Source organism: Litoribacterium kuwaitense (assembly GCF_011058155.1).
Taxonomy (GTDB): Bacteria; Bacillota; Bacilli; order Bacillales; family DSM-28697; genus Litoribacterium; species Litoribacterium kuwaitense.
In genome coordinates this window covers 1-14,653 of sequence record NZ_JAALFC010000042.1, presented here as the reverse complement: position 1 = coordinate 14,653, position 14,653 = coordinate 1, and the positions used below count along the sequence as shown (strand labels likewise).

Annotated in this window: 16 protein-coding genes; 13 read left to right on the top strand and 3 right to left on the bottom strand. The window is 44.5% G+C overall.

Annotation, left to right across the window (positions count from 1 at the left end; translation table 11 throughout):
* Positions 1-54 precede the first annotated feature (54 nt).
* Both G4V62_RS16140 and G4V62_RS16135 read right to left on the bottom strand, forming a co-directional pair.
* On the bottom strand, positions 55-2,052 hold the full coding sequence (locus tag G4V62_RS16140) for an iron ABC transporter permease (RefSeq protein WP_165204070.1): 1,998 nt from the start codon (positions 2,050-2,052) through the stop codon (positions 55-57).
* A 4-nt stretch (positions 2,053-2,056) separates the two neighbouring features.
* Positions 2,057-3,037, bottom strand: coding sequence for an ABC transporter substrate-binding protein (locus G4V62_RS16135; protein ID WP_165204067.1), 981 nt, complete (start codon positions 3,035-3,037; stop codon positions 2,057-2,059).
* 259 nt (positions 3,038-3,296) lie between these two features.
* Here G4V62_RS16135 and G4V62_RS16130 point away from each other — a divergent pair, with 259 nt between their 5' ends.
* The 10 genes from G4V62_RS16130 to G4V62_RS16085 all read left to right on the top strand — a co-directional run bounded on the left by G4V62_RS16130 (position 3,297) and on the right by G4V62_RS16085 (position 11,706).
* A complete protein-coding gene (locus G4V62_RS16130; protein ID WP_165204064.1) occupies positions 3,297-3,746 on the top strand; it encodes an AraC family transcriptional regulator in 450 nt (149 codons plus the stop codon).
* A 297-nt stretch (positions 3,747-4,043) separates the two neighbouring features.
* Positions 4,044-5,423: a DHA2 family efflux MFS transporter permease subunit gene (locus tag G4V62_RS16125; RefSeq protein WP_165204126.1), complete on the top strand. Its 1,380-nt coding sequence runs from the start codon at positions 4,044-4,046 to the stop codon at positions 5,421-5,423.
* A 1,338-nt stretch (positions 5,424-6,761) separates the two neighbouring features.
* The gene (locus G4V62_RS16120; protein ID WP_165204061.1) at positions 6,762-7,343 is read left to right on the top strand and encodes a TetR/AcrR family transcriptional regulator; all 582 of its coding nucleotides are present in this window, start codon (positions 6,762-6,764) and stop codon (positions 7,341-7,343) included.
* A gap of 47 nt (positions 7,344-7,390) precedes the next feature.
* A complete protein-coding gene (locus G4V62_RS16115; RefSeq protein WP_165204058.1) occupies positions 7,391-7,753 on the top strand; it encodes an MFS transporter in 363 nt (120 codons plus the stop codon).
* Positions 7,723-8,175 (top strand): MFS transporter, encoded by a 453-nt coding sequence (locus G4V62_RS16110; protein WP_312855519.1) that lies wholly within the window; start codon positions 7,723-7,725, stop codon positions 8,173-8,175. Before G4V62_RS16115 ends, G4V62_RS16110 begins: the two co-directional genes overlap by 31 nt.
* Positions 8,168-8,380 carry a hypothetical protein gene (locus tag G4V62_RS16105; protein WP_165204056.1) on the top strand — a complete coding sequence of 71 codons (213 nt, stop codon included), beginning with the start codon at positions 8,168-8,170 and terminating at the stop codon, positions 8,378-8,380. The genes G4V62_RS16110 and G4V62_RS16105 overlap by 8 nt, the downstream gene beginning before the upstream one ends.
* Before the next feature lie 213 nt (positions 8,381-8,593).
* Complete coding sequence (locus G4V62_RS16100) at positions 8,594-9,226, top strand: HAD family hydrolase (protein ID WP_165204054.1); 633 nt, start codon at positions 8,594-8,596, stop codon at positions 9,224-9,226.
* A gap of 357 nt (positions 9,227-9,583) precedes the next feature.
* Positions 9,584-10,462 carry an AraC family transcriptional regulator gene (locus G4V62_RS16095; protein WP_165204052.1) on the top strand — a complete coding sequence of 293 codons (879 nt, stop codon included), beginning with the start codon at positions 9,584-9,586 and terminating at the stop codon, positions 10,460-10,462.
* 298 nt (positions 10,463-10,760) lie between these two features.
* Positions 10,761-11,189: an Hsp20/alpha crystallin family protein gene (locus G4V62_RS16090; RefSeq protein WP_165204050.1), complete on the top strand. Its 429-nt coding sequence runs from the start codon at positions 10,761-10,763 to the stop codon at positions 11,187-11,189.
* A 244-nt stretch (positions 11,190-11,433) separates the two neighbouring features.
* A complete protein-coding gene (locus G4V62_RS16085) occupies positions 11,434-11,706 on the top strand; it encodes a YciI family protein (RefSeq protein ID WP_165204048.1) in 273 nt (90 codons plus the stop codon).
* A 2-nt stretch (positions 11,707-11,708) separates the two neighbouring features.
* Here G4V62_RS16085 and G4V62_RS16080 read toward each other — a convergent pair whose 3' ends face one another.
* Complete coding sequence (locus tag G4V62_RS16080) at positions 11,709-12,011, bottom strand: hypothetical protein (protein ID WP_165204046.1); 303 nt, start codon at positions 12,009-12,011, stop codon at positions 11,709-11,711.
* A 126-nt stretch (positions 12,012-12,137) separates the two neighbouring features.
* Here G4V62_RS16080 and G4V62_RS16075 point away from each other — a divergent pair, with 126 nt between their 5' ends.
* From G4V62_RS16075 to G4V62_RS16065, 3 genes are all read left to right on the top strand, one after another.
* Positions 12,138-12,572, top strand: a complete 435-nt coding sequence (locus G4V62_RS16075; protein ID WP_165204044.1) for a universal stress protein — start codon at positions 12,138-12,140, stop codon at positions 12,570-12,572.
* Between the two features lie 407 nt (positions 12,573-12,979).
* Positions 12,980-14,077, top strand: a complete 1,098-nt coding sequence (locus tag G4V62_RS16070; RefSeq protein WP_165204042.1) for an amidohydrolase/deacetylase family metallohydrolase — start codon at positions 12,980-12,982, stop codon at positions 14,075-14,077.
* The coding region (locus G4V62_RS16065) for a PLP-dependent aminotransferase family protein (RefSeq protein ID WP_512698562.1) at positions 14,058-14,653 on the top strand (596 nt) is incomplete at its 3' end. The genes G4V62_RS16070 and G4V62_RS16065, both read left to right, overlap by 20 nt.

Below are 14,653 nucleotides of genomic sequence, written 5' to 3'. Positions count from 1 at the left end.
CGCGCTGGCGTTTTTGTCGGCTTATAAGTTGAGAGCAGCCTTTAGCAATTTCATCTATGTTACAGATACTCTCCCAGCTTTTTTTAACAAGTAGAGTAGGTAAGGTGCGCCAACTAACGAGACCATGAGTCCAGACGGGATATCGTTTGGCGCTAATAAATAACGTCCTAAAAAATCGGCAATGGTTAAAAGAATGCCCCCGAGTAAGACGCTAATGGGAAAAATGAATTGGTGCTTTGAACCGACCATTCGCCTCGCTGCATGGGGAGCTAGGAGACCGATAAAGCCAATTGTCCCAACGATGGCAGCACTAATGCCAGCCAGTACGACGCCGATGATCACCATGGCAAAGCGCACTTTTACAGTAGGTACGCCTAGCCCGATGGCAGCTTCATCGTTAAAAGCGAAAATGTCCAGTGTACGGGTGAAGTAAAAAATGACTGGAAAGAAGATCGCAATGGTGACCAAGGCAGCCATAACTTCTTCCCAATTGCTTCCGTATGTACTTCCGGAAATCCACGTGAGCGCTTGGGTGACATGTAATTTCGCTTTGACAATTAAGACTTGGATAATCGAGGAGAACATTGCAGAAATACATACACCAATTAAGACGAGCATGACAGGCTGGAATCCGCTTCTATAAGTGATGAACAAAATGATCGCCATGGCAAGTAAAGATCCAAAGATAGCGCCAAAAGGAACGAAGTAGAATGGTACACTTGGAAAGACAATTAAGAGAATCATCGCCATCATACCGGCGCCAGACGTGACGCCGAGTACAGAAGCGTCTGCCAATGGGTTACGAAGGATCGCTTGAAAAATCATGCCCCCTGCGGCCATGATCATGCCGACGAGGAAACTGACAAGAACACGCGGCACACGGAATTCCCATACGTAAAGGTTGTGGGCAATGTCAGTGAAAATTTGGCTGACTGGTGTAAACGATGTTCCGCCAAATAATAGACTTACGAATACCGTGGCGCCTGCAATGAAGGCAGCAACGATGATCGCGACGCCTTTCCGGCGGAAGAAATCGTGCCCACCAAGCGTGGCCGACGAAGTCGCTCCTTTTCGCCTTGTGCCCATTTGGATTGCTAAATAGACGAGCCATGGTCCACCAATTAAAGCGGTCATCGCACCTACAGGCAGTTCACTCGTTTGCGAGACGAGACGAACGAGAATATCAGCCCCGATGAGCAACATTGCCCCAATAATCATATTGGCAATAATCATCGTAAAGTGCTTACGAAAGCCGATTAAACGAACGATATGGGGGGCGATGATGCCAATAAACCCAATGGGACCAACGACAGCAACCGTCACAGCGACAAGAAAAATGGCTACAAACCAGCCTAATAATTTGTTACGACCGACATTTTCTCCTAAACCGATGGCGGTTGCTTCATCAAGGAGCAGGACATCTAGCTTTCGACTGATGAGTAAAGCGCATCCGATGAAGATAAGAACCCACGGCCAAGCGAACTGGACACCAGACCAATCAAGTTGTAATAATGTCCCTGACCCCCAGAGAAATAATCCGCTCACTTCATTGGCAAAAAACAATTGTAATGCCCCTGTTAGCGAAGCAAACAGCATGCTGACAATCATTCCAGTAAGCGCGACTCGAACTGGGTCAAGAGCCTTTCCGACAAGCACCCAAACGAGTAACGCGGCAACTAGCCCGCCAGAAAAGGTCACGAGTAAAGGAAAAGCGCCACTCATTTTAGGCATAAAGATGGTCGTTGCCACGACAAAAAAGTAAGCTCCTGAATGAATTCCTAATGTGCTGGCGCTAGCTAAAGGGTTTTTTGTGATCGTTTGCATGATCATTCCGGCAATGGCTAAAGCCGCCCCGGCAAGACAGCCAATGACGAAGCGCGGTAAGCGTTGATACAGCAAAAAGTTCCATTGTTGTTCGTCATGCATGAATTGCTGCCAGAACGAAACATAGCCAGGTGATGATTGCCCTTGACTAAGATGCACAGATGCGAGCACAAGAAAAAGCCCTATGCACCCTAGTGAAAGTACGGTCATTCGTTTACGGTGAAGCATAATTTTATTCCTCTTTAAGCGATTCAAGTAAGTTGTCTACGAGCGTGTGCGCAGATAACACGCCCCCAAATGTCCACGTATCGCCACCGATATCGACCATGTGACCTTCTTTCACGAATTGGAGCTCTTGCCATGCTTTGTTGCTTTCTAAATTCTCAAATAGCGGATCATCCTCTTGGACGGCATGAATCAACAGCGCATCTTCATACTGAGCAAGACCTTCAACGTTTGCATCGGTAAAGCCCCAGGCGGCGTCCTGATGATCTGTGATCGCATTTTCTAATCCGGCTTTTTCTAATACACGACTCACCATGGCGTTTTTCGTAAATAGACGGAAAGTCGGTGTGTTATTGGCGCTGTACGCTTGGGTGAAGACGAATGTGTTGGTCGGTAAGTCCATGGCTTCAATGTCTTTTGCAGCTTCTTCGTACTTCGCTTCTAAATCGTTCAATGCTTGCTCGGCTTCCGCTTCCTTTTGTACTAAAGAAGCGGTTTTTTGGAATGTTTCAAAGGTGTACGCGTATAAGTCCTTTGTTGCTTCTTCAGAGGTAGAATCGTAAAAGATGGTTGGGGCAATCGTTTCTAATTCGGCTTGAATTTTTTCATGGCTACTTGCGATTGTAATGATTGCGTCCGGTTCTAACTTGGCGATTTCCTCTAAGTTCGGCTCTGTTCTTGTGCCAACATCGACGACATCGTCATTTAATTCTGCTTCAATATCGACCCATTTTTCAAAGCCTTCAATATCAGCGACGCCTGCCGGTTGTACACCTAAAGCGAGCAATTCTTCGACGTAATTCCATTCTAAAACAACGATTGTTTGCGGCACGTCGTCAAAAGTGGCTGTTCCGAGAGCGTGCTCAATCGCGATCTGCTCTTCGTTTTTGTTTTGATCGTCTGGTGTGCCCGTTTGGTCCGTTCCTTGTTCGGCGCATGCTGTTAAAGTAAGTAAAAAGGTAAGCATTAAAACAAGTAATTTTTTCATTGTTGACGCTCCTTAACGATGGATTGTGTTGAAATGTTTATATCCTAAAGGTAATGATAATCATTATCAGTAGTTACAATAGCATTTAACGTGCGTCATGGCAATAGGATTATTCCTCCTGCTTGAAGTGAATCAGTTATTGCATATCGGACATGAAACTATAGCATGTCTACGTCCTTAAAGGTCATGAGCTTTTTTTAAAAAAGTTTGAGAAACATTTTATATCGTAGTACCTTCTGTAAGTAAGGAGGGCTAACATATGAATATGACGATTGAGGAATTAGCCGAATCGAGGATTGCTTATTTTCGGAACGTTGGTGAGTATGGTGAAAAGAAAAACAAAGAACTGATGGAATCTTTTAAAAAGTGGGCGCAGTCCAATGGTGTATTGGAAGGTTCCGCTATTTTAGGAATACCGCAGGATCATCCGGAAGTGACACCTAAAGAGGAATGTCGTTATGATGTTTGTGTGGTGGTCAATCAAGAGTTTATAGTGACGAAACCTGCTCAAGCTGGAAGGCTTCCTGGTGGCGGGTACGCTGTTTTTCAGCTTGACCATACAAAAGAGGCCCTCAGCTCATTTTGGAACAATATTTTTTCTGAGATAGAAAGAAATCAGCTGTCGCTCAGAGAACAGCCGATGATCGAAAGATATACGTGGGGCATGGTTGAGCAACACTTGTGTGAAATATTGGTTCCTATTCAGTGATCGTGCTGGACAACGCCCTGCCATTGGATAAAGTCATGAAGACCGTGTGAGATTTAGTTGATTGATCATAAGAAAAGTGGCATGGGTCGGTTTTCCGTGAGCAGAGAAACAGAGGTGAGCGGAGCGATTCTCTTTCTAAGGGATCGTGCTCAAAATGCCTTTATGGAACGATGACACCGGTTGTTATAAGATGAGTAGCATTTGAACCACAAGACAGAGGAGGAAAAAAGAGTGGATACATCCCAGCAAAAAACCGGTGTAACGATTAATGGTCAACAATTGAAAGTTTTTCCGATTATGTTTGCACTGATTACCGGAGTCTTTTTCTCGATCATGAACGAAACATTATTGAATGTCGCTTTAAAACCGATCTCGCTTCAGATGGGTGTTGGGGAAACGACGATTCAGTGGCTCACGACAGGCTATATGCTCGTTGTCGGCATTCTCGTCCCTATTTCTGCATTATTTATCCAGTGGTTTACGACCCGACAAATGTTTATCGGGGCGATGATTATTTTTTCACTGGGAACGCTCATCTGTGGGCTCGCCGACACATTTCCTGTTCTTTTAATTGGACGGATTGTACAGGCTACAAGTGCTGGGCTGATGCTTCCAGTGATGATGAATACGATCCTAGTTCTCATTCCGCCTGAGCGTCGCGGGAGTGCGATGGGGTTTATCGGACTTGTCATCATGTTTGCGCCTGCAATCGGGCCAACGTTGTCTGGCATCATCGTAGGTAGTCTCGGATGGAAGTGGCTCTTTTGGAGTGTCCTTCCGTTTGCGATCCTGTCGACAGTTATTGCTTTCATCTACTTGAAAAATGTCACGACTGTGACCAAACCGAAAATCAGTGTACCTTCGATCATTCTCTCCACCCTCGGTTTCGGTGGTATTGTTTTCGGCTTCAGCTCCGGGGAGGGGGGCTTTAGCCAGCCAGAAGTTTATCTTCCTATTATCATAGGTGTCATTACGTTAACGACCTTTATTTTGCTTCAGCTTCGCTTGAAAGAGCCTGTGCTCGACTTTCGCGCTTTTACTTACCCGATGTTTTCAGTGGCAACGATGATTATGATTATTGTGATGATGTCGATGTTTTCGACCTTTATCTTGTTGCCGATTTTTTTAACGACGGTCATGGGTGTTAGCGGCTCTGTGGCGGGGCTAGCGCTGCTTCCGGGTGGATTACTCAACGGTTTATTCTCACCGGTCGCTGGTCGGTTGTTTGATAAATTTGGTCCAAGAGCGATGATCATTCCAGGAACGATCGTTTTAAGCATTGTGATGTGGATGTTTTCTAGTATCACAGCCTCGACACCGCTCGCCTTATTTATTGTGTTACACGTCGTTTTAATGCTTTCTATCTCAATGATTATGATGCCAGCGCAGACCAATGGCTTAAATCAGCTTTCCCAGCCTCTATACCCGCACGGCACAGCCATTCTGAATACGTTGATGCAAGTCGCCGGAGCGATCGGCATTGCCTTTTTTATCGGTATCAAGGCAACAGGTGTAGAATCAGCGCTGGCAGACGGTGCAGATACAATAGCGGCACAAACCGCTGGTACGCAAACCGCATTTACAGTTGCGTTTATGTTCACCTTAGCGGCTGTAGTGCTAGCTTTCTTTACAAAACGAGTCGGTGTGAGTACGAAGCAGGAAACTGTAGGATCATAGATTGCAGGTATGTAGCAGAGAACATAGACTCTGCTATAGAAAATGCTTATTCTAAATTATGGCAATATACTGATTGAAAATGTGATAAAACAAACAAATATGGTTTATGGAAAATATTCTACAGTTGCTTTAGCAAATAGAAAGAAACCGTTTTTCTGCGCAGTCTTTCATGCCTAGCACATCGACCTTAGTTCTTGAAAAATGAGTATTGATTCTACAAGTCGTTCTTTAACACAGGACTAGCGCGGAAAATGTAGACGGGAACGAGGTAAACCACCACGTTGGCATTAGTCGTGGGGGAGACAAACAAACTCCATACAGTCGATGACGGCATAAAGAAGCTCTTGCAGGTATTCAAGTCTATAGTTCGATTCTCTCCATTGATTTATTTCAGGCATTCATCCTTACAGTAAGGCATATCATAGGGGACAAGGCGTACGGTTCTGGAATAATACGGGATTGAAAAATTTCTAGCGTTTGTTTATACAGTGCTTCCAGTCTTAAATTTACTCAGGGACGATTATTAACACATCTGAAAGGAGGAATTCATATTGTTTAAGCTAAATACTAAGCAAGCTATCTTTACAGCGATATTCGTTGCTTACACACTCCCCCCTCAAGGGATCCTTCTTAATAATTATTTAGACACCCAGTTGGGCACTATCGTAGTGGCTCTATTTTGTACTTTTTCGGGATGTGTATTAGCGAAGATATTCATTGAATAAACAAGCATGTATTGAGAATAGCCGTAACTACAGACAGCCACGGATGTTTTATATACTCGATGCATTTCTTTGGAACAGAAAGCGTGTATGAATGGATTGCCGATTCGCAGTGGTTGAAATGGTGAGGTTGGAAACGGTGAGGTTGGAAACGGGAGAAAACAATAAAATCTCAACGATCGTATTATTAACAAAACCATTGTTTTCACCCCATCATATATAAAATATGCAAGTCAGTGCATTCATGATATAATCATCTCAACATGTGGAAACACTGTCCTCTCTGAGGGTGATGGAGGGGCTGCCACTTGCTACGCACTCACAATGGAAATGTGATATTTGATTTGTGTTTCATAGAGATCAAAAACGAAAATGTTATCATGCTTTAATGATTGGGAAAATGGGTTCAGGTAAATCGGCGTTGCTTAAAAAAGTAGCATAAATCATGCAGGGAAAGGACATGTGCTGGATATTACAGGCGAATTTGAGGATTTGACTCATCGACTTGGTGGGGAAATAGTCGCCTTGGACGGGTCGCGCGATATCATTAACCCGTTGCAAGTATACAAGACAGCGCTACTAATTAAACCGAACGGTCAGTTTTGGAGGGGTGAAAATGAGTCAAAAAGCACAATCAACACGAGCGCTTATTTTAGAAAAAGCGGAAGAAATGTTCGTGCAAAAAGGGTATGTCGGTACGTCAATGGAGGATATTGTACAGCATAGCGGCATGAGTAAAGGGAGCATTTATTATCATTTTGGCAGTAAAGAAAAGCTGTTTATGGCTTTAATTGAGACGTTTTCAAATGGTTGGATTAAAAAGTGGGGAGAGGCGGAAACTCAATCCAGCTCGTTTCAGGAGAAACTACACCTTGTCACAGAGTATTACGTCAAAGACTTTCATAATCCATTGTTAAAGGTGATCGACGAGTTTTATATGAATACAACAGCACAGCAAGAGTTTCTAGATCAGTCTCTGCATTTAGTGCAGGCGCCATTGGATGTTTACAAAGACATTTTTCAGGCAGGCATCGACGAAGGAGTCGTGAAGGAGAATGATGCGCATGAATTGGCGCTTGTGTTTACAGGGCTGATGAATGGACTTGGTGTCAATTATTATCAAATGGAAGTCAGTGATTTGGAGCAACTGTACACAAGGGCGGTGCAGCTCTTTTTGGAAGGCGTGCTCGTGTTGTAATTAACATAATTAAACCGACTGGTCAGATTGATCGAGGAGGGATGTATTTGAAAGAGCTTTTTTCAAACCGGGTTTTTATCATTGTCATGGTCTCAGACCTTTTGCAAAACATCGGTATTTGGATTAGAAATATGACGCTTGTATTTTTCGTTGTTGCCCAGACAAATGGCGACCCAATAGCTGTATCACTGCTGACGGTCGTCGAATATGCGCCTATTTTTATTTTCTCGCTGATCGGGGGCATATTAGCCGACCGCTGGCAGCCTAAACGAACGATGATTTTGGGGGATGTGCTTAGCGTGATTTCCATTCTGCCCATTTTGTCGTCTCGTCCGGCCTTTGGCAAGCGATCTATATCGTCACAATCGTCTCTGCTATTGTGTCGCAATTTTCTCAACCGTCATCAATGAAAATCATCCGCCAGCATGTTCCGCAAGACTATGTGCAGGCTGCCATCGCATTTTCCCAGGCATTGATGTCATTGTTTATTATTGCAGGTCCTATCATCGGTACAGCCGTTTATGCGTCGTTTGGCATTACAGGGTCGCTCATCAGCCTGCTCGTAATTTTTGCTCTATCTGGAATTGTGTTAAGCTTCTTGCCAAAAGCTGAGTGGTCTGCGCAGGAAGTGACCCAAAACGATATGATTTCTGATTTCAAGGAAGGCATTTGGTTTATTCAAGGGCGAAACGATTTGCAAATTTTGCTGCTCATTTTTTCTGTGCTTGCTTTTGGTGTTGGGCTTGTTCTTTTTCTCATCACGGATCGCGTCGGGCTGGCTAAAGAGCATTTGCAGTGGTTGACGACCTTTGCGGGTAGTGCCAATGAGTAAAAAAGCTGTAAACACAGGTGTCAAAATACCGTTCATTCTGCCGACATACTTCTCATCGACCGACGTAGGGCTCTCTGGTGTCTATATGGAGGTCACATCGCTGATCAACGTTTATGTAAGTGCTGGGCTCGTATTTTTCATCGCTGCAGCCATTGCTTTTAAGCTGCAATTTGAAAAAATGTCGTATCGCCTTGACGTGAAATAGCCTGTACCAACCAGAAACGGATACATCGCAAACGCTTAAACGTTTTTCATTCCCCTGTCTACTCAAGGCTCAAGTCGTTGTTCATTCTCAATCATGCACATGTAGATCATTTAGCGGGGAAGTGCTGTTGATTTGGCTGCCAAAAGCGCTATATCATATGGTAAGGTTATTGCATAAGCAAGCTTCAGTAAGAGTAAGGGGGACGCCGGTACGATGTATAAATACGTGATTTTCGATGTTGATGGGACAATGATTGATACAGAAGTCGCTATTTTAAAAGCGTTACAGATGACACTAAACGAAGAAGAAGGAAAGGAATACACGATTGATGATTTGCGTTTTACCTTTGGCCTTACGAGCTTAGAGGCTTTAAAGCAGCTTCATGTTCGTGACCCGGAACGCGTTGAAGATATCTGGCAGAAAAAAGTGCTCGACTTTGTTCATGAGGTGAAAGTGTTTCCTGGTATTGAAAAAGTTCTTCAACAGCTTACAAAGCACGGCGTAAAGCTCGGCATTGTGACATCAAAAACTCGGCAGGAGTACAACGATGAGTTTGTGCCGTTTGGTTTAGCGCCGTATTTTACGTATACGGTTTGTGTTGATGAGACGAGCAAGCATAAGCCTGATCCAGAACCGATGTTTGCTTGTTTAAAAGGATTAGCGGCCAAGCCAGAAGAAACGCTTTATATCGGCGACACGGTTCATGACTTGAATTGCGCGAAGGCATCAAGTGTCGCATTTGGGCTCGCCAGCTGGGGTGCGCACGACGACGACTTTGAAGCGTCTGAATATATATTTGAAAAGCCGGAGGATATTTTGCATTTGTGGAGAAATAAAAATGACTGATTTCACATCATAAAAATATGAAAGAGCGAGCGCCTGTGGTGATCGTTTGTCAGCTTAGGCGCGCACACGGGTAAAGTCTGCAATAGAACCACAGTTCATGAGCGGACGAGGAAGATAAGAAACGCTGGATGAAAACGTTAGTTAACACAGGATGGGATCGTGCAGGGTGCGTCGTTTTGCACCTTGCGTTTTGCTGTATACGGTCATGCTTTTGTTGTGCCCAAAAAACGTTGCCGATGGAAATAAGGCAGGTGAGGTTTCTAAGGTAAGCTTAAGACAAACCGGTCTTCGATGAGCAGAGAATCACAGGTCAGCAAATCCTTTTATTCGTTATGATGATTGCAAGGGGGAGTCGCGGTGGCTTGGATCGAATTTTTACAAAGAGCAATTGATTTTATGGAAGAACATTTGCATGAACGTATTACGATCGACGAGATTGCGCAGCAGGCGAACGTGTCACCGTTTCATTTTCAGCGCTGCTTTACGTTGTTGACCGATACGTCGGTCGGTGAATATCTGAGGCGTCGGCGGCTGACGCTCGCTGCGAACGAATTATGTACAACGTCTGAAAAAGTGATTGACCTGGCATACAAATACGGATATGACACGCCTGAAGCGTTTTCTAAAGCCTTTCGCCAGCAGCACGGAATGAGTCCGAGTGAGGCCCGACATGGTCTCGGCAAGGTCAACGCGTACACCCCCTTAACCATTCAAGTTCAATTGAAAGGAGCACATCCGATGAAGTATCGTATTGTGGAACGAGGATCATTTGACATCGTCGGCAGGGAACGCACGTATTCTATGGAAAATGGTGAAAATTTTGTGGGAATACCGAGGTTTTGGTCGGAAGTCAATGAGGACGGGACGGTTCAAACGTTAGAGAAGCTAAACAACGGTTCTATTGAAGGAGTACTAGGCGTCTGTGTTGTTCAAGGTCGTCATCCATCTAGCACATTAGATTATTGGGTTGCCGTAGAAACGACTGAACAACCTCCGAAAGGCTTTAACACGATGACTGTTCCGGCGGCGACATGGGCTGCATTTGAAGTTCATGGTCCGATGCCTCATGCAATGCAGGACACGATGAAAAAGATTTTCTCAGAATGGTTACCGACAAGCGGATATACGCTTTCTGCAGATGTGGAGCTAGAAGTGTATAACGAGAAGGACCCGTTTGCAGAAAACCATTACGCAGAAATTTGGCTGCCGGTGAAATCACGCGTTGCAGGCAGTTAACAAGTTGTTACGTACATGAGCAAACGAATCTCCTTGGTGAGTGATCGTCAACAGCGAAAAGGAGCAGCACACGATGCTGTTCTTTTCGTTTAGGTTTTATAGCGAACCGAAAATTGTCTAGCCAAAAGAGAATGATCACTGATCATATGCTTGCTAAGTGACTTCCATGGTATGACCCTTCGTCAATGTGTTTAGAAAGCGCTTTTATTGAGCGCTGTGTTAAGCACAGCGCTTAAACATCTCGCATATGCTGTCAGAGAACTTGGCACTTTTAGAGATTGCAATGGAGGCTGACAGCATGGCTTTTCTTCCGGAAGATCCGTGGAAGCGTATGGAGCTACTTCGTAAGTCATTTGACCATTTTTTAACCGATTTTCCTTTGTTAACAGATGACGAACTCTTTGTTGAAGAAAGACGCTTAGATGTACAGGAAACAAATTATCATGTGATTGTCACGTGTGAGATCCCTGATTTTTATCGAAAAGAGGACATCCACGTTGAGGTAGAGAGAGAGATGCTTCATTTGTACGGTCGTTCACAACGTATGAATGAAACAAGCGATGATGACTCGAAGCGAACGGAGATATACGAGGAGTATTTTCAACGTTTTGTCGTGCTCCCATCACCAGTTGATGAAGCGGGAAAGAGGGTCATTTATAACGAAGGTATCCTTGAGGTGACCTTGCCAAAGCGCTCAAGTATCATTTCGTATGATACGGAAGACTAAGGCTCATCAAGGGTGTGCGTGTAGATAAAGTTTAAAAATGACTTTGTCTGCACTTTTTTATTGCGAGCATTTTTATTCTAAATAGGCAAGAAGAGTCCAACCTAGAAGAGAAAGAAATCATATCGAGGCATGTATTGGTGTATTAGATTTTTGGCAGGGAATGACATCAATTGCTTTTCAAAGGTAAGATTTTTCAGTAAAGTAAAAAGGAGTATAGTTTTGCTTGGTAGAAAGGATGATGAAGATGAAATATTATGCTGTTTTGCTCCCGATGAAGGATGAGCAGAAAAGTAAGGACTTTCGGGAGGCGCATCTGCAATATTTGGACAAGCTGTCAGAGGAAGGTGCTGTTGTCGCAAAGGGTCGTTTTACCGATGGAAGTGGCGGGATGGTGATTTACCGGGGCGCTTCCGAGGATGAGGTTCGCCAGCTAGCGGAAAATGATCCTTACGTGAAGGAAGGCGCCCGTGGCTGTGATTTGCGTGAATGGGTTGTGACAGGCGAAGCCTTTAATTAAGTTTATAAATAAACAGAAAAAACGCCCAAGGAAAACGCTGATGCAGTGAACATCATGCCAAGATGAGCGAGAATCATAAGCCACTTGCGTTTACTAGGAATATAGCAGGCGTAGACAAGCCCTATGAGCGGTGCCATCATCATGATTGCAGATGCGACGATAGTGATTCCTGTCGCTACATTTAAGAGAATCCATTCTGTACTGAAGAAGATATTCATCATGACCAAGAGCCCCGTCGTTACAAACACTGTTACGGTTAATGCGGCTAACGACATGGCGTATGGACGTTTTAAGAAAGTGGGCAAGCGTGGTACACCTCCACTTCGTCAGTTTTCCCCAGTGTAGCAAATGTCGTTGTTTTAATGCCACTATTGATCTTTCTCACGACAGTACTTATTTCTCAATAACCTATATTTTAGGAGGAATGCCGAATGTCGACATATCAAAAAATTCTCGTGGCGGTAGATGGATCCGCGTCTGCAAAACATGCATTAAAAAAAGCGTTTGATCTTGCGATTGAAAACAAAGCTCAGCTAATGATTGCTCATGTCGTTGATGCAAGAGCGTTTACGTATATCGAAAATACGGATCGTTCTCTTATTGAACAGGCAGAAAAATATGGTGAAGAATTAATTGAGGGTTATAAAAAAGAAGCGCTCGAATACGGAGTGGAGAATGTCGTAACGGTTCTTGACTTCGGCTCCCCGAAGGCGAAAATTCCGAAAGTCCTTGCCGAAAAGTTTGAAGTTGATTTAATTGTTTCGGGGGCGACGGGCTTAAATGCGGTCGAACGTCTCGTGCTTGGCAGTGTGTCAGAAGCAATCACTCGTCATGCACCTTGTGATGTATTGATTGTTCGGAATTAACGGTATAAAGCATGAGCGCTCGGGTCAGCCAAGGGAAGGATCGATTCATAATGCCTGGCTGGCCAGTGGACTCCCAGGGTTTTTGTTTATGATGAAATCGCTTTCTGATGAGGTTAGTCACCGGAAGTGCTTTATGTCATACCGCGGTAGTGATTGCTGAAAATATACATAGATAACGGCAATCGTTGTGAGGAGAGTGGCTGATGGGCGAGCAGCCACTGTGATGGAAGGTGGACACTAACGTGCTGAAGGTCAAAGGATACCGATTGATCGTTTGCAGGAACCCCCAATGAGTGAAATGCGGGCTGACGACAAGCAGAGGTTCTCTTTTTTATTTAACATTATAACGTTATGTTTAATGTGCGTTCATTTTATGCTACAGTGATTGAAAGTGAGGTGATACTAAATTGGAGCGCATCGTGTTTACTCGATTTAGAACAGTAAAGGAGCGTACGATCGATTTTGTTATTGAAGAGGGGCGGATTGTCCAAATTGAACAAGGTGGGACGCTTTTGGCACATGCTGATGTAGACGGGGAATACTGCATTTATGCGTCAAGTGGGTGGATTGATATGCATACGCATGCCTTTCCGGAATTTCAACCATATGGCGATCAGGTTGATGCGATTGGTTATCAATTAGGAGTGACGACGATTGTCGATGCAGGAAGTACCGGTTCTGACCGCATCGCCGATTTACTCGCTTCGTGTCAAAAGGCACGTACGAATGTGCTTTCTTTTTTGAATATTTCGTCTGTTGGATTAGCGAGAGTGGATGAACTGTCTACAAACGATTGGTTACAAGAGCAAGCATTACTACGGGCTATTCACGACTATGGAGAGCAGATTGTCGGCTTAAAAGCGAGGATAAGCCGTAGTGTTGTTCAAGAGAATGGCATCGCCCCCTTGCGTGAAGCTCGGCGAATCGCTGATCAAACGAAAAAACCTTTAATGGTCCACATTGGTTCAGGTCCTCCCGATGTTCGGAGGATTCTGCAGCTACTGAAAAAAGGCGATATCTTAACACATTATTTGAATGGCAAACCAAATAACGTCTTTGACGAAAACGGCGTTCCTTATCCTGAGCTATTAGAGGCGATTGAACGAGGTATACATCTAGATGTTGGCCACGGGAGCGCCAGCTTTTCATTTCAGATTGCTGAACAGGCAAAAAAGTATGGCATCACATTTAATACGATCAGTACCGATATTTATCAAGAAAATCGGTTAAACGGACCCGTGTATAGTATGTCCAATGTTTTGACAAAGTTTTTGGCGCTCGGTTATCCGCTCGCAGCTGTGATCGGTGCAGTGACGGTGCAACCAGCTTCTTGGTTGAAGCGCCCAGAGCTCGGACGCTTGGTTGTAGGAGATCTAGCTAATGTGACCTTGTTTTCTGTTGATCAAAAGCCGGTGACATTAGTTGATTCTGAAGGCATAGAGCGTCGTACAAATCGATCAATTCACGTGCAAGGGGTGATTGTTAATGGCGAGTACTTTTCATGAGAAATATGGGTTGAAGCGGGTCATTAATGCGAGTGGCCGTATGAGTATTTTAGGTGTATCGGCGCCTTCCGATTCGGTTATGGAGGCGATGAGGCAAGGTGGTCAGCAGTATGTAGAAATGTCGGAATTGATTGATAAGTCGGGACGTAGTATCGCAGCAATGCTCGGCTCTGAAGCGGCAGTTGTTGTGAATTCTGCTTCTAGTGGCATAGCTCTTTCTGTTGCAGCGGTGGTGACGAAAGGGAACAGGCGTTTAAGTGAACGCTTGCACGCAGAGACGATCGGGCAAAGAGATATTCTCTTGCTAAAAGGGCACAACGTTCAATACGGAGCCCCTGTGGAAACGATGGTCACTCTTGGCGGTGGCCGATTAGTGGAAGTCGGTTATGCCAATGAAGGACGAGCTTATCATTTGACCGAGGCTATAACCGAACAGACGGCGGCCATTCTATATGTTAAATCGCATCATTGTGTGCAAAAAAATATGATTTCGCCGGAGGAAGCATGGGAAGTCGCCCAAAAAAGCCAAGTTCCACTGATCATTGACGCAGCGGCAGAAGAGGATTTGCAAAAATA

Coding starts and splice junctions, on each gene's coding strand:
- G4V62_RS16135 (WP_165204067.1), bottom strand. CDS start 3,037: ATGAAAAAATTACTTGTTTTAATGCTTACCTTTTTACTTACTTTAACA.
- G4V62_RS16140 (WP_165204070.1), bottom strand. CDS start 2,052: ATGCTTCACCGTAAACGAATGACCGTACTTTCACTAGGGTGCATAGGG.
- G4V62_RS16075 (WP_165204044.1), top strand. CDS start 12,138: ATGTCGACATATCAAAAAATTCTCGTGGCGGTAGATGGATCCGCGTCT.
- G4V62_RS16130 (WP_165204064.1), top strand. CDS start 3,297: ATGAATATGACGATTGAGGAATTAGCCGAATCGAGGATTGCTTATTTT.
- G4V62_RS16105 (WP_165204056.1), top strand. CDS start 8,168: ATGAGTAAAAAAGCTGTAAACACAGGTGTCAAAATACCGTTCATTCTG.
- G4V62_RS16120 (WP_165204061.1), top strand. CDS start 6,762: ATGAGTCAAAAAGCACAATCAACACGAGCGCTTATTTTAGAAAAAGCG.
- G4V62_RS16085 (WP_165204048.1), top strand. CDS start 11,434: ATGAAATATTATGCTGTTTTGCTCCCGATGAAGGATGAGCAGAAAAGT.
- G4V62_RS16090 (WP_165204050.1), top strand. CDS start 10,761: ATGGCTTTTCTTCCGGAAGATCCGTGGAAGCGTATGGAGCTACTTCGT.
- G4V62_RS16100 (WP_165204054.1), top strand. CDS start 8,594: ATGTATAAATACGTGATTTTCGATGTTGATGGGACAATGATTGATACA.
- G4V62_RS16125 (WP_165204126.1), top strand. CDS start 4,044: ATGTTTGCACTGATTACCGGAGTCTTTTTCTCGATCATGAACGAAACA.